The 26221-nt window shown below is 62.1% G+C and carries 26 protein-coding genes and 3 pseudogenes; 17 read left to right on the forward strand and 12 right to left on the reverse strand.

The genetic code is table 11. The features are described from left to right. Positions 1-10: 10 nt before the first annotated feature. The 3 genes and pseudogenes from A4G99_RS07875 (at position 11) to A4G99_RS07885 (ending at position 3411) form a co-directional block, all read left to right on the forward strand. Positions 11-1015, forward strand: coding sequence for a restriction endonuclease (locus tag A4G99_RS07875; protein ID WP_066141594.1), 1005 nt, complete (start codon positions 11-13; stop codon positions 1013-1015). Between the two features lie 90 nt (positions 1016-1105). Then, a pseudogene (locus A4G99_RS07880) lies at positions 1106-2750 on the forward strand (GTPBP1 family GTP-binding protein). Between the two features lie 103 nt (positions 2751-2853). Then, on the forward strand, positions 2854-3411 hold the full coding sequence (locus tag A4G99_RS07885; RefSeq protein ID WP_066141599.1) for a dihydrofolate reductase family protein: 558 nt from the start codon (positions 2854-2856) through the stop codon (positions 3409-3411). 220 nt (positions 3412-3631) lie between these two features. Here the strand turns inward: A4G99_RS07885 and A4G99_RS07895 are convergent, their stop codons facing one another. The 4 genes from A4G99_RS07895 to mch form a co-directional block, all read right to left on the reverse strand. After that, a complete protein-coding gene (locus tag A4G99_RS07895; RefSeq protein ID WP_066141605.1) occupies positions 3632-4309 on the reverse strand; it encodes an HAD family hydrolase in 678 nt (225 codons plus the stop codon). A gap of 70 nt (positions 4310-4379) precedes the next feature. Beyond that, entirely contained in the window at positions 4380-5168 is a 789-nt protein-coding gene (locus tag A4G99_RS07900; RefSeq protein WP_066141614.1) for a TrkA family potassium uptake protein, read from the reverse strand. A 161-nt stretch (positions 5169-5329) separates the two neighbouring features. Continuing rightward, on the reverse strand, positions 5330-5815 hold the full coding sequence (locus tag A4G99_RS07905; protein WP_066141617.1) for a hypothetical protein: 486 nt from the start codon (positions 5813-5815) through the stop codon (positions 5330-5332). Then, positions 5812-6744 carry a methenyltetrahydromethanopterin cyclohydrolase gene (gene mch, locus A4G99_RS07910; RefSeq protein WP_066142441.1) on the reverse strand — a complete coding sequence of 311 codons (933 nt, stop codon included), beginning with the start codon at positions 6742-6744 and terminating at the stop codon, positions 5812-5814. Before mch ends, A4G99_RS07905 begins: the two co-directional genes overlap by 4 nt. Before the next feature lie 120 nt (positions 6745-6864). Here mch and A4G99_RS07915 point away from each other — a divergent pair, with 120 nt between their 5' ends. From A4G99_RS07915 to A4G99_RS07930, 4 genes and pseudogenes are all read left to right on the forward strand, one after another. After that, positions 6865-7305 carry a hypothetical protein gene (locus tag A4G99_RS07915; protein WP_066141619.1) on the forward strand — a complete coding sequence of 147 codons (441 nt, stop codon included), beginning with the start codon at positions 6865-6867 and terminating at the stop codon, positions 7303-7305. Between the two features lie 74 nt (positions 7306-7379). After that, positions 7380-8667 (forward strand): annotated as a pseudogene (gene purD, locus A4G99_RS07920) (phosphoribosylamine--glycine ligase). 69 nt (positions 8668-8736) lie between these two features. Next, complete coding sequence (locus tag A4G99_RS07925; RefSeq protein WP_066141622.1) at positions 8737-9036, forward strand: winged helix-turn-helix domain-containing protein; 300 nt, start codon at positions 8737-8739, stop codon at positions 9034-9036. A gap of 62 nt (positions 9037-9098) precedes the next feature. Beyond that, positions 9099-9614 carry a DapH/DapD/GlmU-related protein gene (locus A4G99_RS07930; protein ID WP_066141628.1) on the forward strand — a complete coding sequence of 172 codons (516 nt, stop codon included), beginning with the start codon at positions 9099-9101 and terminating at the stop codon, positions 9612-9614. 8 nt (positions 9615-9622) lie between these two features. Here the strand turns inward: A4G99_RS07930 and thiI are convergent, their stop codons facing one another. Beyond that, positions 9623-10792, reverse strand: a complete 1170-nt coding sequence (gene thiI / locus A4G99_RS07935) for a tRNA uracil 4-sulfurtransferase ThiI (protein WP_066141631.1) — start codon at positions 10790-10792, stop codon at positions 9623-9625. A gap of 86 nt (positions 10793-10878) precedes the next feature. Then, positions 10879-11508: an RNA ligase partner protein gene (locus A4G99_RS07940; protein ID WP_066141634.1), complete on the reverse strand. Its 630-nt coding sequence runs from the start codon at positions 11506-11508 to the stop codon at positions 10879-10881. 454 nt (positions 11509-11962) lie between these two features. Here A4G99_RS07940 and A4G99_RS07945 point away from each other — a divergent pair, with 454 nt between their 5' ends. The 3 genes from A4G99_RS07945 to A4G99_RS07955 all read left to right on the forward strand — a co-directional run bounded on the left by A4G99_RS07945 (position 11963) and on the right by A4G99_RS07955 (position 14244). Then, the gene (locus tag A4G99_RS07945; RefSeq protein ID WP_066141637.1) at positions 11963-12343 is read left to right on the forward strand and encodes a translation initiation factor IF-5A; all 381 of its coding nucleotides are present in this window, start codon (positions 11963-11965) and stop codon (positions 12341-12343) included. Next, complete coding sequence (gene speB, locus A4G99_RS07950; protein ID WP_066141640.1) at positions 12344-13159, forward strand: agmatinase; 816 nt, start codon at positions 12344-12346, stop codon at positions 13157-13159. It abuts the gene before it with no gap. A 314-nt stretch (positions 13160-13473) separates the two neighbouring features. Beyond that, a complete protein-coding gene (locus tag A4G99_RS07955; protein ID WP_066142443.1) occupies positions 13474-14244 on the forward strand; it encodes a Nif3-like dinuclear metal center hexameric protein in 771 nt (256 codons plus the stop codon). Between the two features lie 3 nt (positions 14245-14247). Here the strand turns inward: A4G99_RS07955 and A4G99_RS07960 are convergent, their stop codons facing one another. Then, on the reverse strand, positions 14248-14529 hold the full coding sequence (locus A4G99_RS07960) for a hypothetical protein (protein WP_066141642.1): 282 nt from the start codon (positions 14527-14529) through the stop codon (positions 14248-14250). Between the two features lie 144 nt (positions 14530-14673). Between A4G99_RS07960 and A4G99_RS07965 the strand changes: the two genes are divergently transcribed. Both A4G99_RS07965 and A4G99_RS07970 read left to right on the forward strand, forming a co-directional pair. Further along, positions 14674-15186 carry a cation:proton antiporter regulatory subunit gene (locus tag A4G99_RS07965; RefSeq protein ID WP_066141644.1) on the forward strand — a complete coding sequence of 171 codons (513 nt, stop codon included), beginning with the start codon at positions 14674-14676 and terminating at the stop codon, positions 15184-15186. Next, positions 15186-16403, forward strand: coding sequence for a cation:proton antiporter (locus A4G99_RS07970; protein ID WP_066141653.1), 1218 nt, complete (start codon positions 15186-15188; stop codon positions 16401-16403). The genes A4G99_RS07965 and A4G99_RS07970 overlap by 1 nt, the downstream gene beginning before the upstream one ends. Positions 16404-16425: 22 nt before the next feature. Here A4G99_RS07970 and A4G99_RS07975 read toward each other — a convergent pair whose 3' ends face one another. Beyond that, complete coding sequence (locus A4G99_RS07975; RefSeq protein WP_066141658.1) at positions 16426-17448, reverse strand: lysylphosphatidylglycerol synthase transmembrane domain-containing protein; 1023 nt, start codon at positions 17446-17448, stop codon at positions 16426-16428. Between the two features lie 566 nt (positions 17449-18014). Between A4G99_RS07975 and A4G99_RS07980 the strand changes: the two genes are divergently transcribed. Together A4G99_RS07980 and A4G99_RS07985 are read left to right on the forward strand one after the other, a co-directional pair. Continuing rightward, positions 18015-18674 carry a helix-turn-helix domain-containing protein gene (locus A4G99_RS07980; RefSeq protein WP_066141661.1) on the forward strand — a complete coding sequence of 220 codons (660 nt, stop codon included), beginning with the start codon at positions 18015-18017 and terminating at the stop codon, positions 18672-18674. A gap of 63 nt (positions 18675-18737) precedes the next feature. Beyond that, a complete protein-coding gene (locus A4G99_RS07985; RefSeq protein WP_082837732.1) occupies positions 18738-19010 on the forward strand; it encodes a HalOD1 output domain-containing protein in 273 nt (90 codons plus the stop codon). 169 nt (positions 19011-19179) lie between these two features. Here A4G99_RS07985 and A4G99_RS07990 read toward each other — a convergent pair whose 3' ends face one another. The 3 genes and pseudogenes from A4G99_RS07990 to A4G99_RS29810 form a co-directional block, all read right to left on the reverse strand. Then, positions 19180-19569: a pyridoxamine 5'-phosphate oxidase family protein gene (locus A4G99_RS07990; protein WP_066141662.1), complete on the reverse strand. Its 390-nt coding sequence runs from the start codon at positions 19567-19569 to the stop codon at positions 19180-19182. A gap of 123 nt (positions 19570-19692) precedes the next feature. Further along, complete coding sequence (locus A4G99_RS07995) at positions 19693-20010, reverse strand: hypothetical protein (RefSeq protein WP_066141665.1); 318 nt, start codon at positions 20008-20010, stop codon at positions 19693-19695. Positions 20011-20208: 198 nt separating this feature from the next. Next, positions 20209-21835: pseudogene (locus A4G99_RS29810) on the reverse strand (MFS transporter). 223 nt (positions 21836-22058) lie between these two features. Here A4G99_RS29810 and A4G99_RS08005 point away from each other — a divergent pair. After that, positions 22059-23033, forward strand: a complete 975-nt coding sequence (locus A4G99_RS08005; protein WP_066141669.1) for an amidohydrolase family protein — start codon at positions 22059-22061, stop codon at positions 23031-23033. Between the two features lie 68 nt (positions 23034-23101). Here the strand turns inward: A4G99_RS08005 and A4G99_RS08010 are convergent, their stop codons facing one another. Further along, positions 23102-24103, reverse strand: coding sequence for an intradiol ring-cleavage dioxygenase (locus tag A4G99_RS08010; RefSeq protein ID WP_223301765.1), 1002 nt, complete (start codon positions 24101-24103; stop codon positions 23102-23104). A gap of 267 nt (positions 24104-24370) precedes the next feature. Here A4G99_RS08010 and A4G99_RS08015 point away from each other — a divergent pair, with 267 nt between their 5' ends. Together A4G99_RS08015 and A4G99_RS08020 are read left to right on the forward strand one after the other, a co-directional pair. Beyond that, complete coding sequence (locus A4G99_RS08015; protein ID WP_066141672.1) at positions 24371-25213, forward strand: ion transporter; 843 nt, start codon at positions 24371-24373, stop codon at positions 25211-25213. 170 nt (positions 25214-25383) lie between these two features. Beyond that, positions 25384-26211 carry a polysaccharide deacetylase gene (locus A4G99_RS08020; protein WP_066141675.1) on the forward strand — a complete coding sequence of 276 codons (828 nt, stop codon included), beginning with the start codon at positions 25384-25386 and terminating at the stop codon, positions 26209-26211. The last annotated feature ends 10 nt before the right edge of the window (positions 26212-26221 follow it).

A 26221-nucleotide genomic window follows, 5' to 3' on the forward strand; every position in this document is an offset into this window, starting at 1 on the left:
TCCTCAGATCATGATACGACAGATACCACAGTCCGCGTTTCCCGATTTCGTCGCCACTCTCTGGCGGAAACAGGGATGGACGACGACGGTGAAGGAGAAGGCAGAAAAGACGTTCGTCGCCCTCCAACGGGAAGGTGCGGAAGGACTCATCTGGGCCACGCCGCGAACGGGGGACGGCGTCAGCGGGAAGGAACTCCAGCAGTTCGTCAAGATTTGCAAGCAGTACGGCGTCAACGAGGGTGCCGTCGTCACTCCGGGAACGTTCACCGAGGACGCGGAGAAAATCGGCTCACAAGCAGGCATCCAGTTGGTCGATGGCGAGAAACTACGGACCATCGTCGAAGCGCGCGAACTTCACGACCTCGTCGAGCAGTTCGCCGACGGCGACGCGACTGGGGCGGACGAATCGGGTGACACGGATGGAATCGGCCCACTCCCGATTTCGCTTCCCAACTCCCTCCCGATTCCGGACGCGGTTTCTCGGAAGATGGTCGCCGCCGTCGTCGTCGCGGTCCTCGCTATCGCGCTCGCCGCCGTCGTCGCCCCGACGATTCTCGGTACTGGCGGCCACGTCGCGACCGACGACGGGTGGAACGTCTCCGCGAACTCGACGGCGACCCCGAACGCGGCGAACGCGCTCGAAGTCCGCTGGAACGCGAAACGCGTCCCGAAAGTGGACCCGAAGACTGGGGACGACGGCGTGTACAAAGCGAGGGACGGGAAACAGTTCCTCCTCGTCTCGATGAACGTCACGAACGACGGCGACGATACCGTCGGCCTGCAATCGCAAGATTTCGCCGTTCGCTCGAACGGGTCGCTGCTGGGCGCGCAGGCGCTCACGAACACGACTGGCCACTCCGGCGTACTCGAATCGGGTGACTCCACGACCGTGTGGTACGTCTTTTCCATCGACGAGGACGCGCCGAGCGCGACTATCGTCACGAGCGGTCGGATGCGTCGCAGTAACGTTCCCGTCCGGTTCGTGCGCGACAAATCCGTCGAAGCGAACGTCTAAATACAACTCCCGAGCCGTCCGTACCGATTCGGTGCGAACCGACCCCTAACGCGGGCAACCCTTTTGACCTATCATCCCTAATTCGCCTCCATGAGCGCCGACCGCGCCGCCTTACAGCGCGCTCTCGACCGGGGAGAGCAGGAAGGTGGCAGCGTGGAGTTCAAGGAACGACTCACGAGGGAGATCCACCTCGCCCACGGGCGAATGGAAAGTCTCGCTGCACAACTACGCCACCGTGTCCTCTCCGGGGACGGCGAAGCGACGTACGTCGTCGGCGTCACCGACGACGGTGGGCTAGCGGGCATCAAACCGGACGTGTTCTCCGAAACGATGGACGTGCTCTCCTTGCTCGCCGAGGAAGCGGGGGCACACATCGAGGACGTCCAGACGTGGGGTATCGACGCCGACGAGACCAGCATCCACGCTTCGACGCGAAACGGAAGCGGCGGACTGGTCGGCGTCGCCACCATCCGCGAGGGTGCCGTGCTCGACATCGACAGCGAACACATCGTCGTCGGCACGGCGGGCCACGTGGACCACGGGAAGAGCACGCTCGTCGGGAGCCTCGTCACCGGTCAAGCCGACGACGGCGAGGGCGAGACGCGCGGTTACCTCGACGTCCAACCGCACGAGGTACAGCGCGGCCTCAGTGCGGACCTCTCCTACGCGGTGTACGGCTTCGACGATGACGACGGGCCGGTTCGCATGGACAACCCGCATCGGAAAAACGACCGCGCTCGCGTGGTCGAGGAGAGCGACCGTCTCGTCTCCTTCGTGGACACCGTCGGCCACGAACCGTGGCTTCGGACCACGATTCGCGGCCTCGTCGGCCAGAAACTCGACTACGGCCTGTTGACCGTCGCGGCCGACGACGGCGACGAAGACGACGCGCGAACATCTCGGCATCCTGCTGGCGACCGAACTTCCGACCATCGTCGCCATCACGAAGATCGACGCCGTGAGCGAGGAGCGATCGACGGAGGTCGAGGCCGAAGTCGAACAACTCCTCCGCGAAGTGGGGAAGGTACCGCTCCGCGTCGAACGACACGGCGTCGACGTCGCCATCGAGGAGGTAAACGAGAACGTCGTCCCAATCCTGATGACCAGCGCGGTCACGATGGAGGGACTCGACGCGCTCGATACGATGTTCGAGCGCCTGCCGAAGACGACGGCCGACAGCGGCGAGTTCAAGATGTACATCGACCGCAGTTACAGCGTGACCGGCGTCGGCGCGGTTGCGAGCGGTACCATCAACTCCGGGTCGGTCGAGGCGGGTGACGAACTCCTCCTCGGTCCCATGGCCGACGGGAACTTCCGGACCGTCGAAGTCCGTTCCATCGAGATGCACTATCACCGCGTGGACGAGGCCAAGGCGGGCCGGATCGTCGGTATCGCACTGAAAGGGGTCAGAGAGCCCGAAATCGAACGCGGAATGGTGTTGCTCCCGGCGAACGCGGACCTGAAACCCGTCCGCGAGTTCGAGGCCGAGGTGATGGTTCTCAACCACCCCACCCGCATCGGCACCGGATACGAACCCGTCGTCCATCTCGAAACCATCAGCGAAACCGCCGTCTTCGAACCCGAGGGCGGCCATCTCCTTCCCGGCGACAAGGGGAAGACGAACGTTCGATTCAAGTTCCGTCCGTACCTCGTGGAGGAGGGCCAGCGGTTCGTCTTCCGCGAGGGGCAGAGCAAGGGCGTCGGTACCGTGACCGACGTGCATCCGAACGAGTGATCGAACGCATAGTCGAGTTTCTGGAGTTTTTACGATAGGCACGTGGTGCATCGGTAGCGCATCCTTCATACGTCAGAACGGCCTTTAAACTGGGGTTGAAAGGATGAAGACGCAATACTACACGTCAACGAGTATCGACGGGTATCTCGCCGACGAGAACAACTCCCTCGACTGGCTCTTCCAGTTCGGAGAGATCGATGAGATAGAGGGCGCGAAGGACGACTACCCGCAGTTCATAGAACAAGTCGGGGCCTTGGCAATGGGTTCGATGACGTACGAGTGGATTATCGAACACGAAAACCTGCTGGAGGAGCCGGAACTATGGCCGTATGAGACCCCGGCTTGGGTGTTTAGTAGTCGGGAGTTGCCGGAGATAGATGGGGCGAACATTCACTTCGTGCAGGGAGATGTCGCACCCGTCCACGAGGATATGGTGGAGGCAGCAGCCGGAAAGAACGTCTGGCTCGTCGGTGGCGGTGATCTCGTGGGACAGTTCCACGAGAACGGTCTCCTCGACGAAATCATTCTCACCGTCGCTCCCGTCACGCTCGGTTCGGGTGCACCACTACTGCCGCGCCGGATTACCGACCCGCCGTTGAGACTGACGAACGTAGAACAATACGGTGACATCTTTGCGGCTTTGACCTACGAAGTGCAGTAGCTCGATGAGCTACTCGGTCAGGCGTCCCACCTACCCTCGGAATCCGATATCCGGAGAGGGCGCGTTCGGTCCGGGAAGTCGAGGTCGGTGAAAACGGGTCGGTCGCGGAACCGTCGATAGATGGCCGAGAAACCGCTCGATATCACGTTACGAGGCGAGCCGAGAAATCGTTTGAAATTCCGTCGGACCCCACGAATCGGGGCCGTGCCACCCTCCGTATCTACGGCATCCGCCACGGTCGTTCTGTGAGCGGATGCAGCGTCTCGAACGCGAAATCCGGGGTCGGGTCGGGCGTCTCGTCCGGGTCGGCCGGAACCCACACCGCGCCGAGTCCCGCGGCTTTCGCGCCGGGAACGTCTGTGTCGAGCGAGTTACCGACGTGTAGGGCGCGTTCGGGCGTGGAATCGAGTTCGGAGAGCGCACGTTCGAACGGTTCGGGGTTCGGTTTCGCCGGTGCGTCGTGACCCGCGAACACGATAGTGTCCACGTACCGTTCGACGCCGAGCGCGGCCATCTTCGCTCGTTGCATCTCGGGCGCGCCGTTCGTGACGATTCCCAGCGCGTGCTCCCCCGTGAGCGCTTCGAGCGTTTCGGACGCGCCGGGGAGGAATCGGACTCGGGAGTGGTCTCGAACCTCGGCGAACGCGGCGGCGACGGCGCGTCCCGTCTCCTCGTCGTAGCCGTTCTCCCGCGCGATGGCCGCGAAGCAGTTGGCTCGCTGGTCATTCACGCTCAGCCCCGCTTCGAGGAACTCGTCGTACCGGGCGTGATACGCCGGAATGTCGAAAAACGAATCGACGCCGACGCGGTCGAACGACGCTGCGAGGACGTCCGGCGACCGTTGTTCGTACTCCAACAGCGTGTCGTCCAAGTCGAACAGGAGGGTATCGATTGTCACTCCCGATACGTACGCGACGAGTCGATAAAAATGAACGTGACGCGCCGATTGTGCCCCCGCGTGAACGGGGCTACGAAACCCGTCTTTCCGCTCGTTGTGGGTGTGAGAGGGCCATCGACACCTGCTCGCCGCTCACCACCTCGGGGATGATGACCTCGTCCGCTCCGGCCTGCCGGGCGAGCGATTCGTACGTCGCGTCACCCGCGCGGGCGATGAGTTTCACTCCCGGTGCGAGTTGGGTGGTGGCGATGATTATCTGGATGTTGACGTTCGAGTCGTCTATCGCGCCGATAACCGTCTCGGCCTGCGACGCACCGGCGTCGGACAGTACCTGCTCGTGCCGTGCATCGCCTTCGACGGCGAGAAAGCCGTCGTCTATCGCTTTCCGATGTCCCGTCTCCTTCGTCTCGATGACGACCACGTCGCGTCCCGACTCGTCGAGTTGGGCCGCGATGGTCTTTCCGAACGTTCCGTAGCCGCAGATGATAACGTGATTTTCGAGGTTGTCGATTTCGTGTTGAATTTGCATGTGTCGTAGTTCTTCGTGTATTTGTCCGCCGAACGCCGCCGAAACGAACGTTTCACCGATCCAGAGTCCGACGACGACGAGACCGGTGAATATCACGATGGCGTACGCCTTGACCAGCGTCTCGGGGCCCTCGTGCGTTTGGAAGTGGAGTTCGATGCTCGTCGGGTCGATGAGCCAGAACAACGCGTCCACGACGCCGACGCCGTGAACCGTGCTGAACCCGACGACCCCCGCCACGACGAGGAACACGAACGCCGCGACCGGCCGTAACAGTCGGCGTAGAAGGGTCCTCCGAACGAACGCGCCGAGTGGGAGGGGGGCCGAAGTCATCGGAACCGGAGGCCGCGAATTTTTTCATGATCGAATTCTCTTCTCGATTTCTGCTCAATTGAATCATTAGACACAGAATATTCGGCTACTTGGAAACAGATAACGCTGTTCGTGCCCGGAATTGTATTTTATAACGGCAATTAAATTGTATAATCACGCGACTACGCTCGAACGTAGCCGTCCTCGACCCCCTCCGCGAGTCCCAACAGCACCGCCCAATCGAGCACGTTGTCGACGCGCTCGCGCCTCGCCGCCTCGACTCCCGAATCCCCGTCCCGTCCCCGCGATGGAACCTCCTCCCTGAAGCGCTCGAAAACGGCGTCCGCTTCGAGAGGACCCTCGTCGGAAAGCACGTCCAGCACGCTCGAAGCCCGGTACACGCGGGTTTGGAACGCCTCGGCCAGTTCGTCCCGTTCCGGTTCGCGGCGACGACGAACGAACGTCCCATCTTCTGTCTCCTCGGCCAGTTCCAGCGCCCGCAAGAACGTGAGCCACGTTCCTGCACTGTCCCGGTTTTCGACCCCTCCCCGTCGCATCACCCGGGCACAGCAGTCGTCCGTCACGTCGGGCACCAGCGGGAGGGCACGCTGGACGTCCCGAACGAAGTCGAGGTTCTCGGGCGCTTCGGGGACGGGCTTGAACTTCACAGGTCGAAGCTACGTTTCAGGAGGTCCTCGTTCGTCTCCCCGAGGACGTGCGTCGGCCCGTCCACGACGTCCACCGTCACCTGCGCCGGGGCGAAGACGCTCTCCGGAATCTCCTCGAAGTCCCAGTCGGCGTCGTCGAAGAACGCCTCGAACGGCGTGCCGTACTCGTCGCCCGCGGTCGACGGCAGTTCGTCGAACCGGTCGAACTCCTCCTCCACGGTGAGGTGGACTTTCCCGCCGTAGGCCAGCGCGTCGTTCGTCCGTCCGATGGCCGTCGCCTCGTCGTGGCTGACCGGAGCGACCGGGGCGGAACCCATCGCGGAGCGAATCGCCAGCGGATCGTATCCGAGTTCCGTCAGGCGGAAGACGGCGAGTTCGGCGGCCCGCGACGCCACCGAGACGCTTCCGGTCATGCTCCCGGTTGCGAACGTCGGGAGGTAGACGGAATTGGCGTCCACCTCGGCGAGGTCGGCGACGTGTTCCGCGACTTCCTCGGTCGGCGGTGTGTCGGATTCGACGGCGAGGACGGCGAAGTCGAACGCGTCGGTGTAGCCGACGCGGCGGTACTCGTCCTCCTCCGCGACCAATGCGCGTGCGGGGCCGCTCCCGAGTCCTTCGAACCCGTCCACGGCGAGTTCCCACCCGGCCTTCTGCGAGCAGAGCAAGGCGATTGCGGGATGGTCCGTCGAGAGTTCGACGGTGGGAATCGGCGCACCAGCCACGTCGCCCATCCGGTTCTGTATCGTCGCCAATCCGGCCGTCTGGAGTTCGGCGAGCAGGAGTCCGGCCTCCATTCCACCGGCGGTTTCGACCCCGAAGTCGAGCACGGTGGCCTCGTTGTCCAGTTCGTACGCGGCGACGTTCAGTTCGTCCGCGAAGTCGATGGCCTCGTCCACGAGTTCGAGCGCCATCCGATTGAGACTCTCCATACCTCCGGGTTGGTGGTCATCCGGTAAACAATTCCGGATTCGGACGTTGCGGAGACGTGTCGGCGTGTCGAGTTCGACCATCCCGACGACTCATGTGCGTCGCTAGCGTACATCGTCCGCATGTCCGAAACAGGCATCGACGAGACGCTCGCGGAGGAGATCGCAGTGACCTGTCGGACGGGGGTGGGGGACACGCTGCGGAGCGTGATTCACTTCACACCGAACTCGTCCGAACTGCTGTATCTTCGGAGCGACCTGTACGGCGGGGACCGTGAGATGGCCATGGAGCGCAAATCCGTTCTGGTGGGGAACGAGCGGCTCGGGTTCAGCACGCACGAGACGTACCAACGGCTCGAAGAGGAGGGATTCGCACCGGACATCGGCGAGTACGAGCTAACGATCCGCGCGTTCTCGGACGGATTCGTCAGTCGCGTCATCGTGGGAGACCACGGCATCCTGCTGACGAGCGACAACCTCCCGATCGCGGATTTCGAGGACGTGGCGGTGTCGCTCCGCACGGAACTCGCCGAACGCGTCGAAGAGAGTGATGGAACCGACTGAAATGACCACAGATTTGCATACTTCCCCGGTGGCCAACGGCAACCTTTACACCGCTGTGCCCATATCGTGGCGGTATGAGTGACACCGTACTGCTGGTGGGTGGTGGCGGCCGAGAACACGCGATCGCCCGAGCGCTGGCCGAGAGCGACGCGAGCCTCTACGCCTGTGCGGGCAACCGGAACCCGGGAATCGCCCGGTTGGCCGACGGGTTCGAGACGCTGGACACGACGAACACGACGGCGGTCGTCTCCTACGCGGAGGAAGTCGACGCGACGCTCGCAGTGGTCGGACCCGAGGGACCGCTAGCGGCCGGTGTTTCGGACGCGCTGGATGACGCCGGAATCTACGCCTTCGGCCCGCACGCCGACGAGGCGCGAATCGAGACGGACAAGCGTTCCAGCGGCGGTTCATGGAGGAGCGCGATATTCCGGGCTGTCCGGATTTCGAGACCTTCGACGACATGGAGGCGGCCTGCGAGTTCATCGACGAGTACGACGGGGACCTCGCGGTGAAACCCGCCGGACTGACGGGCGGCAAGGGTGTGAAAGTCATCGGCGACCAGGTGACCGAGGAGGAAGCGAAGGAGTATCTGCGGGACAGCGACTACGAGCGCGTGGTGCTCGAAGAGCGACTCGTCGGCGAGGAGTTCACGGTGCAGGCGCTCGTGGCGAACGGCCAACTGCGCGTGACGCCCGCGATTCAGGACCACAAGCGCGCCTACGAGGGCGACGAAGGGCCGAACACGGGCGGCATGGGCAGTTACAGTGACGCCGGTCTCGAACTCCCGTTCATGTCCGAGGAGGACTACCACGAAGCCGTCGACGTGCTGAAGGAAACCGTCGCCGCCTTGGACGACTACCGCGGCGTGCTCTACGGTCAGTTCATGCTCACCGCCGACGGCGTGAAGGTCATCGAGTTCAACGCCCGGTTCGGCGACCCCGAGGCGATGAACACCCTTCCCGTCCTCGCGACGGACTTCCTCGACGTGCTCGTCGCCGCACGCGACGACGAGGATTTGCCCAAACTCACCTTCGAGTCGAAGGCGACCGTCTGCAAGTATGCGGTGCCTGACGGCTATCCGACCGACCCTGAAGCCGGTGCGAAAGTCAAGATCAGCGAGGAGAACGCGGGCGACGCCATCCTCTTCTACGCCAGCGTGGACGAACGCGACGACGGGATTTACACCACGACGTCCCGCTCGTTCGCCGTCGTCGGTCTCGGAGAGTCCATCGAAGAAGCCGAGGAAATCGCCGAGGAAGCGCTTTCCGTCGCTGGCGAAGAGGGTCTCCACATGCGACACGACATCGGGACGCCGACCTCGTCCAGCGCCGGATCGACCACGTACAGGAACTCCGTAACTGAACGGTACGCACCGGCTACCGGTTCGTCAGTCGGCCTATAATCAAGTCCGTTCATCCTGATGAAAACGGTATGGAACGGCAACTCACGTGCGACGAGATCTTCGATGTCCTCGGAAATCGCCAGCGCCGACACGTCCTCTCCGCGCTGTTGGAATACGACGAGGCGACGACCGTCTCGGAACTCGCGGAGATGACGGGGTCGGAAAACGGCGGCAATCCCGAGCGGATCGAAATCGGTTTGGTCCACTCCCATCTCCCGCGTCTCGAAGGGATGGGCATCGTGGAGTACAACCCCGAAACCCGCATGGTCGAACCGACCACCGCCGTCACCGACCTCGAACCGTTTTTCGAACTAATTGAGAGTTGGTAGCGCGCGAAACGGGAGACCAGCGGAGAGGTAGGTTCAAGCTATTTCGGACGAAAGCGGCGGGCGTGAGCGACGATACGACCCGGCGCCACGAGCGAATCACGCGCCACGAAACCCCCGGTGGCCTGAACTCCTTGCAGTACTGGGCGGACGCCCGGAGTCCACTTCGGGTTGCGATACAGTACATCGTCATCTGGCTCGTGCGGATCAACCCGAGCCTACGACTGAAAAACTGGCTCCTACGCGGAATCGGCGTCACGATCGGTCGTGGCGTGTCGTGGGGGTTGGAATCGACGCCCGACGTGTTCTGGCCGGACCTCATCACCGTCGAGGACCACGCCATCATCGGCTACGACGCGACCATCCTCTGTCACGAGTTTTTGCAGGACGAGTATCGAACCGGCGAAGTCGTCATCGGCGAGCGCGCCATGATCGGCGCGAACGCCACCATCCTTCCCGGCGTCGAAATCGGCGACAACGCACGGGTCGCCGCCAACTCGCTCGTGACGCGGGACGTCCCCCCGGGAGCAACCGTCGCTGGTGTCCCCGCGACCGAGATGTCGAGCGACGACTCCGACTGACGCGGTACTCACAACTCGACGATTTCGACGTTCTCCGTCGCTTCCTTCGCCAGTTCGTACAACCCGTCAGGCTCCGCGTTGTCCACGATTTCGTGGGTCGCGTTGGTTTCGGGGTAATCGGGCGCGAGACGGTTACAGCCCGCCGGAATCGTGGATTCGGTGAAGGTGTCGATGCGGCGGGCGCGGGCGACGATGTCGCTCTTGTCCATCGTCAGGAGCGGACGGTGGACGGGCATGCTGGTCGAGGTGCTCACGACGCCCAGATTCCGGGCCGTCTGGCTGGACTTCTGCCCGATGGCTTCGCCGGTGACGATGCCGTGGGCGGACTCCTCGTTGGCGATGTGCTCGGCCACGCGGTACATGAACCGCCGGAAGACGAGCATGCGGGCGGGGCCGACCTCCTCGCCGAGGAGGTTCATGGCTTCGCCTGCGGGAACCTTCCGGACGCGCATGTCCTGGTTGGGGGCGTATCTGGCGAGCTTTCGGACGGTTTCGATGGCCCGCGCTTGGTGATCGATGCCGCCGTAATCCCCCAAATCGAGGTAGATGGGGACGATGGGACTGCCGCGCTTCATCACTTCCCACGTCGCCACGGGGGAGTCGATACCGCCGCTGACGAGCGAGACGAGTTTCGTTTGGGTGCCGAGCGGGAGGCCGCCGGGGCCGTCGCGCTTTTCCAGGAAGACGAAGGCGTCCGAGTCGCGCACTTCGACGAAGAACGTGATGTCGGGGTCGTCCAGATCGACTTCCGGGTCCTCCACGGCGTTCCAGACGGCCGTGCCGCCCTCTCGTTCGAGTTCCGTGCTGGTGAACGGGTGGTCCTTCGTCGCCCGCCGGGCGCGGACGGCGAAGGTACCGCCGTCGTACTGTTCGCGCGCCGCGTCGGCCAGCGTCTCCTCGATGACCTCCTGTTCCGGCGAAACGACCGCGGCGGGGCTGGCGGACTGCACGCCGAAGGTGTCCGCTGCGGCGGCCGTCGCCTCCTCGACGTCGGCTTCGGTCGTGTGGACCAGTAGGCGCGACCACTGTCGTTCGACTTCGGCGTCGATATCCCTCGCTTCGAGTATCGCGGCGATGTTGTCCCGAAGCCGCTTTTCCATCTCGGTCTGCACTTTCCCACTCTTCACGCCCACGTCACCGTGTCGGACGAGGACGGTGTCGGCTCCGGACGGATGCATAGCCGGGCATAACAGTGGGCCGGATAAACGACTGTCGAAGGCGTATGGGGTGTCGATGTCGCCGGACACGGCGACTGTTCCCCTTTTCAAACCCGTTCGCTGGCGTCGAGATACGAATCGAGTAACGGCGGGAAATCCCTGCCACGAAGGTATCGGAGGCCGAAATCCTCGGCCCAGTTGACGATGCCCGTGTCCTCGGTGACGACGCCCGCATCGAGTTCTCGGGCGAGGATGAGCAGGTCGAAATCCTCGCGGGAGTCCAAGACGCCGCGACGGAGGGTCGAGCGGTACTGGCTACGCAGGTCGGAGATGACGGACCCGACGTTGGAGTGACCGTCCTCGGACGCCTCGCGGACGGCGTTTTCGGAGACGCGGAGCCCTTTGTCCACGCGTCCGCTCATCTCGTCGATGAACCGGTAGACGAGTTCGGCGGGGATCATCACCTCGAAGCGGGCGGGGTTCTTCTTGATGACCCACGTTTCGAGCTTCGAGACGGTCGTTTCGGACACGTCGCGCTCTTCGAGGATGGTGGTGAGTTCGTCGTGGACGGACGGCGGCATGTAACAGGAGATGTTGAGCACGAGTTTCGCGGTGGCGATGGAGTCGAGGAGACGGTCGAGTGCGTCTTCCAACCCCTCGTCTTCGTCGCGGATTTCCTCCGAGAGGAAGAGTGACGTATCGAGGACGAACCGCTGTTTCAGCGGATGTTCCGGCATGAATGGCGATACGCGTGAGAGGGCAAAAACACTTCCATGTCATTTGTTCACATTCATCATGGCAGAACTTCTGAACAAAGTTCATAACGATAGATGACCAAGGTACAATTGTCGCTGGGACCACGGGAACACACCGGATGGCCCACGTCGATAAGACGTAGACGCGGAGCAAACACCAAGTCGTCGGTCAAACGACAACGAGGTCAACGCTCCGACGGAAAACCGAAGCGATGCAGAAATCGTCCGGAAGGACGGTCGTGAAGACCAAGTAACGGACGGCGTGAAAACGGCGTTCGTGAAACTGACGAGAGTCAGCCACGGTCGAAAGCGTCGTGGAAAACGTTTCCCATCCGGGTTCTAATCGTGGTTCCTGCGCGTTTCTCGTACTTATAACCTTCCGAGCCAGCGCGCCATTTCCAAACGGTTTATACCGGAGGGAGCGCAATTCCGCGATATGGCGAAAGAGCAAAAGGAAGTCCGCGAACTTAAAGAAGGCAACTATCTGATGATGGACGACGCAGCGTGCGTCATCAAGTCCTACAGCACCGCAAAGCCGGGCAAACACGGCAGCGCGAAGGCCCGTATCGAGGGCAAAGGCGTCTTCGACGACAAGAAACGAAGCATGAGCCAGCCAGTCGACGCGAAGATCTGGGTCCCGATCATCAACCGCAAACAGGGACAGGTCGTCAACGTCGAGAGCGAAACTGTCGCACAGGTCATGGACCTCGACACCTACGAGACCATCACCATCAAGACGCCCGAGGGAATGGGACTGTCGCCCGACGACACCATCGAATACCTCGAGATGGACGAACAACGCAAGATCGAACGCTAAATGTTTCCCGGCGCGTCTACTGACCGCGGACGAGCGGACTTCGTGGTGGTGGGTGCGCCGCTCGACGTATCCACCTCATTTCAGCCCGGTACACGGTTCGGTCCCGACGAAATCCGAAAGTACGCCCGAACCTTCGACGATTACGACCATCGAACCGGGCAGTTCTTTTCCGAACTCGGCGTTCACGACCACGGCGACGTCTACGCGTGGGACGATGCCGAGGAGTATCTGGAGTACCTCGAAGGCGTCGTCACCGACGTCGTCTGGGACGATGCGTGCCCGTTGCTTCTCGGTGGCGAACACACCATCACGGGGGCGGGTGTCAGCGCCACCGAGCCAAACGTGTTCGTCTGCCTCGACGCCCACCTCGACTTGCGTGAGGAGTACGACGGCAATCCCCTCAGCCACGCGACCGTCACTCGCCGCGTCCTCGACACCGTCGACGAAGCCGTAATCATCGGCGCTCGAACCGGTAGCGAGGACGAATGGGAGCGCGCTGCGAAATCGGACGTGACCGTCGTCCCGCCCGAGGAGGCGGCCGACTGGGAACCGGATTTCGACGGGGACGACAGCACGTACCTCAGCGTGGACATCGACGGTGCCGACCCCGCGTTCGCACCCGGCACCGGGACGATGGAACCGTTCGGTCTGTCTTCGCGGGAGATGCGCGACGTCGTCCGCGACGTCGCGCAAACGACGGACGTCGTCGGTTTCGACGTCGTCGAGGTCAACGACCGGGACGACGGCCAAGCCGCGACACTCGGCGGAAAATTATTGCGGGAGTTCGTGTTTTCGGCGGCGGAGCGTGGAGACTGACGGGCGTTTTGACTGACGAACGTTTTTCCCAAAAAGCGAATGAGGCGCGGTTAGAGCGCGCGCCGTACTTTGCGCATGATACGTCGCCTGAATCGTCGTGGGATTCGTCGCCACGTAGCCATGGCCTTACGGAACTTGCTCATATTCGTTCACCTCGGTATCGCTTTCCCCGAGACGGGGGAATGAACATCGCTCTCCCGCTGGCTTAACCGTGATGGCAGGTGAAACGGAAGGTCGGTCCGGACGGCGAAACGAAACTGGAATCGGACGTGCAAGCCGGGGCTTACAAACCGACGCCGACACGATACCCGTGCATGAACCTCGCCGAACTCACCGAACGGTACGACGACCGACTCCGAACCGACGACTTCGCCGACATCGACGCAAGCGCGAACGGGTTGCAAGTCGGGCCGAACGATCCGGAAGCCGTCGACGTCGAACGCGTCGCGTTCGCCGTCGATGCCGCCGAGCGGACCATCGAGGAAGCGGTGGAGCGGGACGCCGACGCGCTGGTCGTCCACCACGGACTCTCGTGGGGCGGCATCGAGCGCGTGACCGGACGCGACTACCGACGAATCGCGCCGCTCATCGAGAACGACGTAGCGCTGTACGTCTCCCATCTGCCGCTCGATTCGCATCCAGAACTCGGCAACGCGGCAGGGGTTGCGGATCTGTTGGGACTCGAATCGCGCGAACCCTTCGGACGAACGGGACCGGAGCACATCGGCCAGCAGGGACACGGCGACTTAACACGGGTGGAAATCGGCGACCTGCTTTCGTCCGAACTCGACACGGGCGGGCGGGACGTCCAGCAGTTCGACTTCGGCCCCGAGGAGATCGCACGCGTCGCCATCGTCACCGGAAGCGGCGTGGACTGGTTGGACGAGGCCGTCGAAGTCGGCGCGGACGCGCTGATCACCGGGGAAGGGAAGCAAAAGGTCTACCACGAAGCGCGTGAAGCGGGGCTGAACGTCTTCCTCGCGGGCCATTACGCGACGGAAACGTTCGGCGTGAAGTCGCTCGAATCGCTCGCCGAGGAGTGGGGGCTGACGACGACCTTCATCGACGCGCCGACCGGTCTGTGAGGGCTATCCTTCGACTCGGTACTCGTCGACCGCCGCTCTGATTTCTTCGGCCTTCACTCGACCGTGAGCGAGAAACGGGGCGATCACCGAAATCTGGTATCGTAACTTCGTGTTCGCCCCCGACACGTCGTCCGTCTCCGACAGGATTGCGAGGAGCATCCCGCTCGCGTTCCGGTACTCTATCGAGTCGTCGACCGTCTTCGAGCGAAGACCCTCGACGGACTCCATGATGTGCTCGTGTGCGTCCTCCTTTTCTATTTCGAGGTAAGCCGTCGCGAAGGTCATCTCCGAGCTAGTTGGTTCGGTACCGATGGATATAGTTCGGCCGGGCGACGCGGCAATCTCGTCTCCGATGATCGCCGGATGTCGTACGACGGCACTTCGAGGTAAAACCGAGGTTTATCTGCCTTCGCGGGATACCCACATCGTATGACGGTCTACGAAACCGACGTTCCCGGCGTCGGGAAGAAGTACGAGGTGGACACCGCCGATGGAACTCGGCTGGTAATCCTCCTGCACCACGACGGGAGACGTGAGATATATCTTCGCCCCGACGACGACGCGGACAGCGAACGGCTGTTTTCGCTCACCGGGAAACAGGCCCGTCAGGTCGGATCGATCCTCGAAGGGGCCTACTTCCAACCCGTCGAATTGGAGGACGTAACCGTACCGCTCGGGGACGCCATCATCGAATGGGTCGACGTGCCAGCGGATTCCGACGTGGTCGGGAAAACGCTTCAGTCGCTGGGATTGCGTAATCGAACCGGCGTCTCCATTATCGCGATTCAACGGGGGAAAGAGACGGTCCCGAACCCCGGTCCGGAGGAGACGATTCGAGCGGACGACATCCTGGTTACGATCGGAACGCGGGAGGAACAGGCCTCCCTCGCTGGCCTCGTCGCTGCCGATCAGCCGATGGAACCCGACGACACGGGGTACTGATGGCCGATGTACTGCTCGTCGAAGTGGGTATCGCGCTGACGGCAATCGCCGTCGCGGGCGCAGTGGCCAATCGGATCAGTCTCTCCGTGATTCCGGCGTACATCGTCGTCGGCATTCTCATCGGACCACACGAACCGACCTCTCTCGGAGGAATCTCCCTCCAACTCGTCCAGAATCGGGAAGTCATCGACCTGCTCTCGGAACTCGGTATCGTCTTCCTCCTGTTTTTCCTGGGATTGGAGTTCAGCATCGACCAGTTGCTCGGTGCACGAACTGAAATCGGGAAGATCGGTTTCGTGGATTTCGCCGTCAACTTCGGTCTCGGACTGGCGCTCGGCGTCCTGTTCGGTTGGTCGCCCCTCGAAACGCTGTTCCTCGCGGGTATCATCTACATCTCGTCGAGCGCCGTCATCACGAAATCGTTGCTCGAAAACGGCTGGATCGCGAACCCGGAAAGCGGTCCAATTTTGGGGACTCTCGTCTTCGAGGACATCCTGATCGCGATCTATCTCGCGGTTCTGTCCGCAGTCGCCTTCGGCGGCGGGAGTATCACGAGCGCCATCGTTTCCATCGGAACTGCGTTCGGTTTTCTCGCCGTACTGACGGCCGTCGCGTGGTATGGGACGGGAGTCGTCGAACGGCTATTCTCGACCGAGTCGGACGAACAGTTCCTCTTGCGGATACTCGGGGTGACGGTGCTCATCGCGGGCTTCGCCCTCGTGAGCGGCGTCAGCGAAGCCGTCGCCGCGTTCTTCGTCGGAACGGCGTTCAGCCAGACGGGACACGTGGAACGAATCGAGCGAGTCGTCTCTCCCGCACGCGACCTCTTCGCCGCGGTGTTCTTCCTGTCCATCGGATTGACGACGGACGTCACGCTCCTTCGGGACGTCCTCGGACTGTTGCTGGCCGCCATCGCACTTTCAGTCCTCGGCAAGATTCTCAGCGGTGTGGTTTCGGGACGAACCTACGGACTCTCGCCGACGCGTTCGGTTCGAGTTGGCTTGGGGATGGTTCCGAGAGGGGAGTTTTCTCTGATTATCGCAACGCTCGCGGGCGGTGTGGGCGGTGTCGCGTTCCAGTCCGTGCTTCCCGCGTTCACCGTCGGCTACGTGCTGTTCATGAGCATCATCGGAACCGTGCTGATTCAGCATGCGGACCGGGTCACCGGGGTACTGGTTCCGCTCGTCGCCCGCCTCTCGAAAGGTGCCGATACGTGAGACGGCCGTTCGCTGCTTGCGGTCACGCGGCCCGTTTTGCCGTAAGCGCCGCGAGCACGCTCCCCCCGATGAGGGTTGGAACCCAGTAGATCAGTCCGCGGAAAATGACGACCGCCGCGACGACGATCGCCGACTCGACGCTCGTCGCTGAAGCGAGGAGCGCGACGAGAACCGTTTCGATTCCCCCTGCACCACCGGGGAGCGGAGTCACGCCAGCAATGGCGCTAATGGGAATCGCGAACAGCACGACGGAGAAGGAGACGCTCGTACCGATCGCGTAAAACGCCAGCCACAACGCACCCGCCTGAAACAGCCACCCGGCACCGGAAAACCCGAGCGCGATGGCGAGTCGTGTCGGACTCGCGGCGACCTGTTCGATAGTGCCGACGAAGTGGGCGATTCGCTCCCGAATCGACTCCTGACTGGGGGCTGAAAAGCGGGGGACGTAACCCGCGACGCGGTCGAGGAGGCTAGCGGCCCCGGCCGAAATCCGTCGCTCGGCGGTCGCTCTGGAAGTCCACAGATAGTACCCCCCGCCGACGAGAACGACGCCGATTCCGCCGAGGAGGACGGCCGCGAACTTCAGACGCGACGAGAGCGTCAGTACGATGGCGTAGTAGCTGATCCCGACCGTTGCGAACACGAACGAGGGGACGAAGTTGAGGGTATCGACGCTGGCGATCGCCGCCAACCCGGTTTCGTATCTGGTCCCGGACGTCCGTGAGATGAGGTAGGCCGTGATCGGCTCACCGCCCGCTTGGCCGAACGGCGTCACGTTGTTCGAGAACGTCGCGCCCGAGAACAGGAAGAACGACCACGGGACGGACACCGAAACGTCCAACGTTCGGAGCACGGTTCGGAGCGATTGACTCCACGCGAACAACCAGCCAATCGTCGTCAACAACACCAGTCCGAGAACCGTTCGCCGTGCCTGTTCGAGCGCCGCGAGAACGGGGTCGATGTCGACGAACCAGAACAAGAGCGCGAAGACAGGAACGGTCAGAAGAAATCCGAAGAGGATTCTCCGCACGAGTGAACGATCCATACCTCCTGGGATGCAGGGGTCCAATATGACCCTTGTGGCATCCGATTGTCGATGACGGCGACGACCCCGAGGCGAGGTGCCCGAATCGCCCGCCGAACATTGTTGGCTGGTAACATCCTTCATTGACGCGGCGACGTATCTGTAACTACTCATTCGGTCACCTACAACTACGTCCCGTGTCGTCTGCAACTACTGTCTCATTCGTCTACAACTACCTCGGTGATGGTACTGATTTTTCGAGATGTATCGTACGATTTCGTCCAAAGAGGAGGTATTAAAAGGGGGGAGTGCGAGGAAACGGACGTGTCCTGCGGGTTTCAACGGCCCATGAGGACCGCCGGAACTATCGAGGTCACGTTTCGGTCTCGCTGGACACGGGCCGTCGCCGACCGGCCCCGATAGCCGAACTTCGGTTACGGCTAATCGAAGCGCCGCTGGTGCCCGACCTCACACCACGCGCGCCCTCGTGGCAGTCGGCAACACCGTTTCTCAGAGGACAACGGGCTACGAGTTCTCACTGTAACCAGAAGACGGAACCAGTTGCACGCCGTTACTACAGCACTCAAATGAGCTTTATCGTCGAAATCGAAGTCCCCACCGATTCGTTTCCACTGGGGGAACTCGTTCAGCAGTATCCGGAGGCACGTATCGAACTCGACCAACTGGTTCCCAGTGAGGATAGACTACTTCCGTTTTTCTGGATTCGGAACGTGAACCCGGACGAAATCGACGAGATAGAACTCGGGGCGCCGTCACTCGAATCGATCATCGTTCTAGACGACACCGGCGAAGCGCTACTCTGCCGAGCGGTCTGGAACAGAACGCGACCGGGATTCCATGATATCTTCATGAACGAGCAGATGACGCTTCTCCGAGGGAGCGGGTCATCGGATGGGTGGTATTTCCAGTTTCGGTTTACTCACCACGCCGCCGCGAACCAGTTACGCGAAGACCTTACGACGCGCGAGATTCCCTTCGAGGTCATTCGTGTCTATTCGGTACGGGAGATGCGGGAACGACAGTACGACCTCACCTCCGACCAGTACGAAGCGCTAGTTGCAACACATCAGGCGGGGTTCTTCGAGACGCCACGTCGAGCGACGTTGGCGGAAGTCGCATGCACCCTCGACATCTCACCACAAGCACTGTCAACTCGATATCGACGTGGATTGAACTCGCTACTCGATACGACGCTCTACAAACTCGACGAGGACCAGCCCTCATAAGAACATAAAGCCTCGAAGGTTTAAACCCGAATCCACCAACCGGTAACCGACTAACGGAACCATGTGAAAGAACCATCGAATCCGGAAAACGTCAGCCAGTACGGTTCCCGTCTCGGGGGAGATTCTCCGCCTCGTCCCTCCGAGGCCGTCATCGAAGCGGTTGCAGCGGTCGAAGAAATCCAACCGTGGGACCTCGAACCGCCGTTGTACGACACGCTCGACCCGGACGCGCTCGATTCGTTACTAACCGGCGTTTCGGCGCGGTCTCGACTCGAATTCGACTATCACGGGTACACCGTCGTCATCGAAGATGGCGGCACCGTGGTCATCGAGTAACCGCGACGTACAAGCTAGCACACGGGTGAACATGACCGACCACGAGAAGCGCTCGTAGGGCAAACTCGAAAAGGCCGCGCGCAACGTCTCGGCGTACGTCGACGCGACGATTACGCTCACGCTGGTGGTCGCCGCCGCACGGGAACGGGTCGAGTAGAGCAGTCGAAAATCAGTAGCGGGTGAACGTCCCGGACCCGACCTCGATTCGCACGAGCGTGTTCTCCGGGTAGGCGTCCGTATCGGCGCCGTATCGCGGATTGATCCGTTCGGCGGCTTTCATCACTTCCTCCTCGTCCTCGACCACCGCGGCCGTCCCTTGCATCGTGACCTTCCACTCGGCATCCCCGGCGGTGTCCTTCTGGATCGAGAGCGCGACGCGCGGGTTCGTTCGGATGTTCGCTAGCTTGCGCCCGCTCGTGAGGATCGAAACGATCCCGTCCTCGTAGTGGTACCAGACGGGTGCGACGTGCGGTCGGTCGTCCGAACACGTCGCGAGGTGGGCCATCACGGACACCTCCGAGAGGAGCGTCTCGGCTTCGTCGGGGAGTACGTCTGCCATGGTTGAAAGGGAGGACGGAAGAAGAAAATAACTTCCTGCCGAACGCTCCGGACGATTTCGCGCCGCAGTCCCCGATCACAGTGGCTCATCGGATCAGTGGCCCATCGGCTACACGATGTCGTTCTACACGGGGTCGTCCGGGTCGTGGCGCGCTCGCATGCGCTCCGCCTCGTTCGCGTACCGTTCACGGGTCTCGGCGTCGGTGACGGGCGTCAGGCGCTCCGCTTCGACCGTGATGGCGGCCGTCACCTCCGGCCCCGGTCCCGACCCGAAGCGGTTGAACGCCCGCTCCTTTTGCAGGTATCGGGACCCGTCCGGCGTCGCGTAGACGGTCACCAAGATGTGCGGCGAGTCCGCCGAGAACGTCCGTTCGACCATCCAGACCCGCTCGGTCCGCTGTTCCGACTCGGCGTGTTCCGATCCGGATTCGTCCGCGTGCATGGTCGAACGTTCGTCTCCCGCGGTCTTGTACGCCGGTCGTAGTTCCCGTCGCTTGAGAACAGATCGTTCGACGGAAACGCTCTTTTCCCCGGTGTCCCTATCGGCGGATGGCCGATGACGAGAACGGCGTTCCGAACCGGCGTGGCGGCCGGTGATGACGAACCCTATGAGTGCCGAGGCCGAACGAGTATCGACCGTTCATTTCTCTCGTTCCTCACGCGTTTTACCCTCTGGTGATTCGGGATGGTCCGCTCCATCTTCGTCCCCCGGTATCCGCCGTGGCAGGAACGTCGATGCGACGAGCAGGAGTAACACGAACAGTACGAGGAGGAGCAGCGCCGCCCGTTGCGCGTCGAACATTGCGGCCTCGAAGATGCCGCGGAGCAATCGTCGTTGCGGAGGGGTGAGTTGACTCAGGAAGTGTTGCTGTGTGGCTTCCGTCGCTGTCTCCGCCGCATCTTCGAGCGCGATCACCAACTCGTACCGTTGTTTCATCGTGAGTGTTACCCCACGCGCCCGCAGGACGCCGTCGACGACGCTGCCGTAGAACCGTCCGAGAAGAAACGAGCCAACGACTGCCGTCCCCAGCGAAAATCCTATCGAACTGCTCACGTTCAGGACTCCGGACGCCTCGGCGGAGTCCGCGTCGGGGACGGCCGACATCGTCATGTTGGTGATCTGTGCCAGTATGAGTCCGACTCCCGCCCCATACAGCGCCACCGGAATAACCATCCTGCCGACCGTCTGACCGGGACCCGTCTGCTCGTACAACAGCACCAGTCCGAGGCCCATGGACACGATGCCGACCTGGATGAGCGTCTTCGGCGAGACGAACTTACGCCATCCGGGCGTCACCGTCGCGAAGAGGATCGATGCGAGGGAATACGGTAGCAACGCTATCCCGGTCTCGAAGGCGGTGTATCCGAGTACTGCCTGGAGATAGACCGGGAAGATGAACATGAAGCCAGCCGAGATTATCGACCGAATATTGTACGTGACGACTCCGGACAAAAAGGAACGGTTCGTCAGCACGTGCAGCGGAACGAGCGGGGATTTCCCGGCACGTTCCATTCGGCGTTCGTACTGAACGAACGCGGCGAACGCGAGAAATCCGACCCCGAGAAACCAAATCGTCGGCGACGTGCCGAGCGGGTTGAACTGTACGTCGCGAGAAAAACGGTCGCCTCACGAGTAACCACCCGTACTTCCCGCTGAGAAGGAATCCGGTGACGAGCGTCGTCGCACCGACGACGGACAGCGCTGTCCCGCCTTTATCGAGCGAACTGGGCGTTTCCGACAGTGGATTCGGACTCACGTACCGGACGAAGAAGAGAATGACCCCCATTCCGATGAGTTGGAGGGAAAACCCCCATCGCCAACTCGCGTACGTGGTCAGGGCACCACCGATAATCGGTCCAAGGGTCGATGCAACGCCATTCACGCCAGCCAACAGTCCGAACGCCTTCGCCCGGTCATCGTCCTCGTAGCTGACGGTCAAGACGGTGAAGGTCAAGGGAAGTAACACCGCCGCCGCGGCCCCCTCGATGAGCGACCAACCGATATAGAGGACCGTCGTGTTCCAGCTAATCGCGGCCACCAGCGTCCCACCGGTATAGATGATCAGTGCGACCGCCATTACACGCCTGCTACTGTGCCGAGACGGCAGCGTCCCGGCCGGGAGAATCAGCGCAGCGATCACCAGTGAATAGAGTGAAACCGCTCCCTGAATCGCGGTGACCGAGGTATCGAACTCGTCCACCATCGTGGGAATCGCCACGTTCATCAGGGACGCATTGATGACCACGATGAACGTCGTCAGACTCACGGCGATCGCTGGCCCCCAGTATCGTACGACAGTCTTCACGTCCGTAGAGCGATGAGAGCTCCCGTTGGACGTGGACTCACCCGGGACCATACAACGGCCTACCACTTTGATCCTGAAATAGCATGGACCCGGTCAGTCGCCGAGCGTCGAGGAGCGCCGTTTCACTTCCCGATTCGGGCGTTGTGTGCCACTGTTTAATTCCTTGGCGACTGTACGGTGAGCGATGCGAACCATCGCGGTCGAAGAACACTTCGTCGCAAGCGGTTTCGCCGAGAAAGGGGCAGGCGACGACCCCGGAGAGGGGGACACATCGGAGACGTCGCTGACGAACCGACTCGGGAATCTCGGCGAAGGGCGCGTGGCGGCGATGGATGACGGGGGTATCGACGTGCAAGTCATCTCGGAAACGCAGTTGCACGGCGTGGAGTTGACGACGGAGGAGTGGACCACGCTCGCCGAGGCGGCAAACGATGAACTCGCGGACGCGGTCGCCGCCCATCCCAACCGATTCGCCGGGTTCGCCACGTTGCCGATGGCAACTCCCGAGAAAGCGGCCGACGAACTCGAACGGACCGTCTCGGGGCACGGGTTCGTCGGCGCGATGATCAACGGGACGACCGATGGCCAGTTCCTCGACCATCCGCGGTTCGTGCCGGTACTCGAACGGGCCGCGGAACTCGACGTGCCGCTCTACATCCACCCCGGGTTTCCGCCCGAGACGGTCGAAAAGCAATACTACGAGGGGTTCGGCCCGGAGGTCGACTTCTCGCTCGCCACCACAAGTTGGGGGTGGCACGCCGAGGCGGGACTCCACGCGTTGCGGTTGATCGCGTCGGGCGTTTTCGACCGCCTTCCCGACTTGAAAATCGTTCTCGGCCACATGGGCGAGATGATTCCGTTCATGCTCGACCGAATCGACGAGTGGCTCAGTCCGCTGACCACCGAATTGGAACACGACGTCCCGCACTACTTCCGCGAACACTTCTGGCTCACCACGAGCGGGATGTTCAGCCGAATACCGTTCAGGGCGGCGCTTGCGGCCGTCGGAGCCGACAACGTCATGTTCGCCGTGGACTACCCGTACAGCTCCAACGAGCAGGGTCGCCGGTTCATCGAGAACGTGGACGCCTCACCTACGGACCTCGAAAAGATCACACACCGCAACGCGGAACGGCTTTTCGGGCTGTCCGAGGACTGAGACGCGACTGTTTTCCGCGGTGTCGTCCGACCGCGAACCCGTATTCGTCCGTCAGTAGACCGGGCCGACTATCCGTCCGTGGTCGTCTCGTTCGCCACCGTCCCGTTCGGTGGAGCGGAACCGTTCGGCGGTGCCGACCCGTTGGGCGGGGCCGACCCGTTCGGTGGAGCGGAACCGTTCGGCGGAGTGCGCCCTCCCTGTGAACCGGACGCCGAGTCGTCCTCGTTCACCTCCTCGTCCTTGTACAGTGCGACGTCGAGCGTTCCGGAGTATCCCGAATCGGTCTTCGTGACGTCGAGCAGGAGTCGTGAAGCGTTCCCCTGTTGGAAGATGTTGTCGTCGGCGTTGCGCGTGTCGCGCTCGTCGCGTTCCGAGTACGGCTCTTTCGTGTACACCGTGTCGGTGAGGTCGTCGTCGAAGAACAACTGCGACGTGAACTCGTAGGCGTCGGTCGCGTCCTCGGACGAGCGAATCTTGAAGTGGATGTGAACCGCCCGACCCGGATACCAACCGGGGTAGATGGTCGTGAACGACGCTCCGCCGTTCTCGTCCGTGCTCTGAATCCCGCGAAGGAAGTCCTTGCCCACGGTTCCCTGCGCTTGGACATCGGAGTACACCCCGTCGACGTTCGCGTGCCAGACGTCGACGATGGCATTTTCGAGCGGTTCGCAGGTGTCATCCGACAGGTCGTGCACCGTGAAGTCGAGATCGAGACGGATTCCATCCTGCTGATTGCCCGTCCCTGTGTCCGACCGGATGTCGGAGCGACGGAGGTTCTCGTCGACGTAGTACGGTCCCTCGGTCAGTTCCGTCATGGCGACGCACGCGGTCGTTCCGTCGCCCGTCGTGACGGTGGTGCTCGTCATGGTACCCGTCGCCGGGTAGTCCGAATCCGTCGTCGACATCGGGGTAGCGGTCACCGTCCCGGACGAACCGTTCGTTTCCGTACTCCCGCTCGAATCGCTCGACGTCGAACAGCCGGCGAGAAACGCCAGCGCGGGGGCACCACCGAGTGCGATGGCCTGTCTACGAGTGAGTAACCGACCGACCGGTTCATCGTCGTCGTCCATATTTCGACGTTGTCGGATTCCCTTATGGGGATTTGCCGAAATCACGCGAAAACGACCCGGAAGTCAGGCACAAATTCGTCCCACAACGGGGACACCACGGGATAGAAAGGCGTCAGCGACCTATGCTCGATTCGTCCTGTCAATCCGCAACGAATCATCCCTCCCTGCTACGAGACAGCACAACCGGTACACGCGACGTACTCCACTTGCCTCCAGAAATCGAGATAGCCGGTGCCATTCTTTACCATCGGATCTTTATTGCATCGTATGGGCAGTCGCGAATCGCCACGAGCACCATCCGATTTTCGTGATCGGGTGCAGTTTTATCTCGTCGATCACCGAACGCCGCTCGGGAAGGCGATCGACGTCTGGTTACTGGTATTGAACCTGCTGTTCGTCGGCGTCTTCGTCGCACAAACCTACTCCCTTTCGGCGACGGCGGAGGCGTGGCTGTGGCGACTGGAGGTCGGCATCGCGTTCGTGTTCGTGGTCGAATACGTGCTCAGGCTGTACGGCGCTCGGAACCGCCTCGCGGAGTTCACGAACCCGTACACGATGGTCGATCTGCTGTCGGTGCTCCCGACGCTGGCGGTGTTGTTCCTGCCCGCCTCGGTCGTCCTCGTCAATATCGGGTTCCTCCGGGCCATTCGAGTCGTCCGGGTACTTCGATTCTACCGATTTACGGAGGACGACGAGTTCTTCTTCGGCACCGTGTCGGTCGGCACCCTTCGAACCATGAAACTCCTGTTGACGGTGCTGGTCATCTTCTTCGTCTCAGCGGGCCTGTTCTTCAGCGTCGAGTACCGGACGAACCCCGCCGTGAACAACTTCGGTGACGCGTTCTACTACACGGTCGTAACCCTCACAACCGTCGGGTTCGGCGACATCATTCCGACCACCTGGATGGGCCGATGGGTGACGGTAGCCGGAGTACTCACTGCGATCATCCTCGTCCCGTGGCAGGCGGGAAAGATCGTTCGGGAATGGACACACAGGGGAAAAGTCAACGTCACGTGCCCCCAGTGCGGTCTCGCCTACCACGACCGGGACGCGTCGCACTGCAAAGCGTGCGGTCACGTCATCTATCAGGAGTACGATTCGCGGCAGTAGTGGAACCCAGAAACCGCATCCGGTACCGATCATCCGATCACCGCTCTCCGTCGACGTTCCCATCGATCCAGTCCCGACGATTCACCAACCAATCCGACCAACTCAACAAGTCCGACTAACCCGACCAATCCGACCAACCCTTAACCTCCCACCACGAGACGGGGTACCCAATGCCCAACGCAACCGTCTGTTTGTGCTTCGACTTCGACGCAGTTTCGGGATGGATTCACGGCCACGGTGCGACCGATAGCCCGGTGAAACTCTCGCGTGGTCGCTACGGTCCGGAGGTCGCCGCGCCCCGAATCCTCGACCTGCTGGACCGAATGGACGTGCCCGCGACGTGGTTCACGCCGGGGCACACCATCGAGAGCTTCCCCGAAATCTGCGGCGAGGTACACGACTGCGGTCACGACGTCCAGCATCACGGCTGGCACCACACGCCGCCCGCAAAGTTCGCGGGCAGGGAGGCCGAGCGCGCCGACTTCGAGCGCGGCATCGAAACGATTCGGGACCTGACGGGCGAGAAACCGACCGGGTATCGATCACCGTCGTGGGACTTCTCGGCGCACACGCTCGATATCCTGCAGGAGTTGGATTTCGAGTGGGACTCCAGTCTGATGGGTCACGACTTCGAACCGTATCGTGTGCGCGAACTGCCGACTGCCGACCCCGATGAACCGTACGTGGCGGGCGAGGAGACCGACTTGCTGGAGTTTCCGGTGTCGTGGCACCGGGACGACTGGCCCTCGTTGCAGTTCACGCCCGGACGAAGCGGCAGGCCGCGGGCCGACGAGGAAGCCGTCTTCGACGGCTGGTACGAGCAGTTCGATTGGATGTACGAGAACGTCGAGGACGGCGTGTTCACGCTGACGATGCACCCGCAGGTGACTGGGCAACCGCCCCGACTTCGCTATCTGGAGGCGTTCGTGGAGTCCGTGCGCGCGAAGCAGGGCGTGGAGTTCGCGCTGTTGAACGATGTGGATCGGCGAATCTCATAAGGAAAACAAC

Origin of the sequence: Haladaptatus sp. R4 (genome assembly GCF_001625445.1) — an archaeon.
Lineage (GTDB): Archaea > Halobacteriota > Halobacteria > Halobacteriales > Haladaptataceae > Haladaptatus.

Bases quoted from the DNA above. Each gene is read 5' to 3' on its own strand.
- A4G99_RS07960 (WP_066141642.1), bottom strand. From the start codon at position 14,529: ATGACCTTCGCGACGGCTTACCTCGAAATAGAAAAGGAGGACGCACAC.
- A4G99_RS07970 (WP_066141653.1), top strand. From the start codon at position 15,186: ATGGCCGATGTACTGCTCGTCGAAGTGGGTATCGCGCTGACGGCAATC.
- A4G99_RS07955 (WP_066142443.1), top strand. From the start codon at position 13,474: ATGAACCTCGCCGAACTCACCGAACGGTACGACGACCGACTCCGAACC.
- A4G99_RS07965 (WP_066141644.1), top strand. From the start codon at position 14,674: ATGACGGTCTACGAAACCGACGTTCCCGGCGTCGGGAAGAAGTACGAG.
- A4G99_RS07945 (WP_066141637.1), top strand. From the start codon at position 11,963: ATGGCGAAAGAGCAAAAGGAAGTCCGCGAACTTAAAGAAGGCAACTAT.
- A4G99_RS07995 (WP_066141665.1), bottom strand. From the start codon at position 20,010: ATGCACGCGGACGAATCCGGATCGGAACACGCCGAGTCGGAACAGCGG.
- A4G99_RS07940 (WP_066141634.1), bottom strand. From the start codon at position 11,508: ATGCCGGAACATCCGCTGAAACAGCGGTTCGTCCTCGATACGTCACTC.
- speB (WP_066141640.1), top strand. From the start codon at position 12,344: ATGTTTCCCGGCGCGTCTACTGACCGCGGACGAGCGGACTTCGTGGTG.
- A4G99_RS07875 (WP_066141594.1), top strand. From the start codon at position 11: ATGATACGACAGATACCACAGTCCGCGTTTCCCGATTTCGTCGCCACT.
- A4G99_RS07900 (WP_066141614.1), bottom strand. From the start codon at position 5,168: ATGACTTCGGCCCCCCTCCCACTCGGCGCGTTCGTTCGGAGGACCCTT.
- A4G99_RS07975 (WP_066141658.1), bottom strand. From the start codon at position 17,448: ATGGATCGTTCACTCGTGCGGAGAATCCTCTTCGGATTTCTTCTGACC.
- A4G99_RS08010 (WP_223301765.1), bottom strand. From the start codon at position 24,103: ATGGACGACGACGATGAACCGGTCGGTCGGTTACTCACTCGTAGACAG.
- A4G99_RS07925 (WP_066141622.1), top strand. From the start codon at position 8,737: ATGGAACGGCAACTCACGTGCGACGAGATCTTCGATGTCCTCGGAAAT.
- thiI (WP_066141631.1), bottom strand. From the start codon at position 10,792: ATGCATCCGTCCGGAGCCGACACCGTCCTCGTCCGACACGGTGACGTG.
- mch (WP_066142441.1), bottom strand. From the start codon at position 6,744: ATGGAGAGTCTCAATCGGATGGCGCTCGAACTCGTGGACGAGGCCATC.
- A4G99_RS08005 (WP_066141669.1), top strand. From the start codon at position 22,059: ATGCGAACCATCGCGGTCGAAGAACACTTCGTCGCAAGCGGTTTCGCC.
- A4G99_RS07990 (WP_066141662.1), bottom strand. From the start codon at position 19,569: ATGGCAGACGTACTCCCCGACGAAGCCGAGACGCTCCTCTCGGAGGTG.
- A4G99_RS07980 (WP_066141661.1), top strand. From the start codon at position 18,015: ATGAGCTTTATCGTCGAAATCGAAGTCCCCACCGATTCGTTTCCACTG.
- A4G99_RS08020 (WP_066141675.1), top strand. From the start codon at position 25,384: ATGCCCAACGCAACCGTCTGTTTGTGCTTCGACTTCGACGCAGTTTCG.
- A4G99_RS07885 (WP_066141599.1), top strand. From the start codon at position 2,854: ATGAAGACGCAATACTACACGTCAACGAGTATCGACGGGTATCTCGCC.
- A4G99_RS07915 (WP_066141619.1), top strand. From the start codon at position 6,865: ATGTCCGAAACAGGCATCGACGAGACGCTCGCGGAGGAGATCGCAGTG.
- A4G99_RS08015 (WP_066141672.1), top strand. From the start codon at position 24,371: ATGGGCAGTCGCGAATCGCCACGAGCACCATCCGATTTTCGTGATCGG.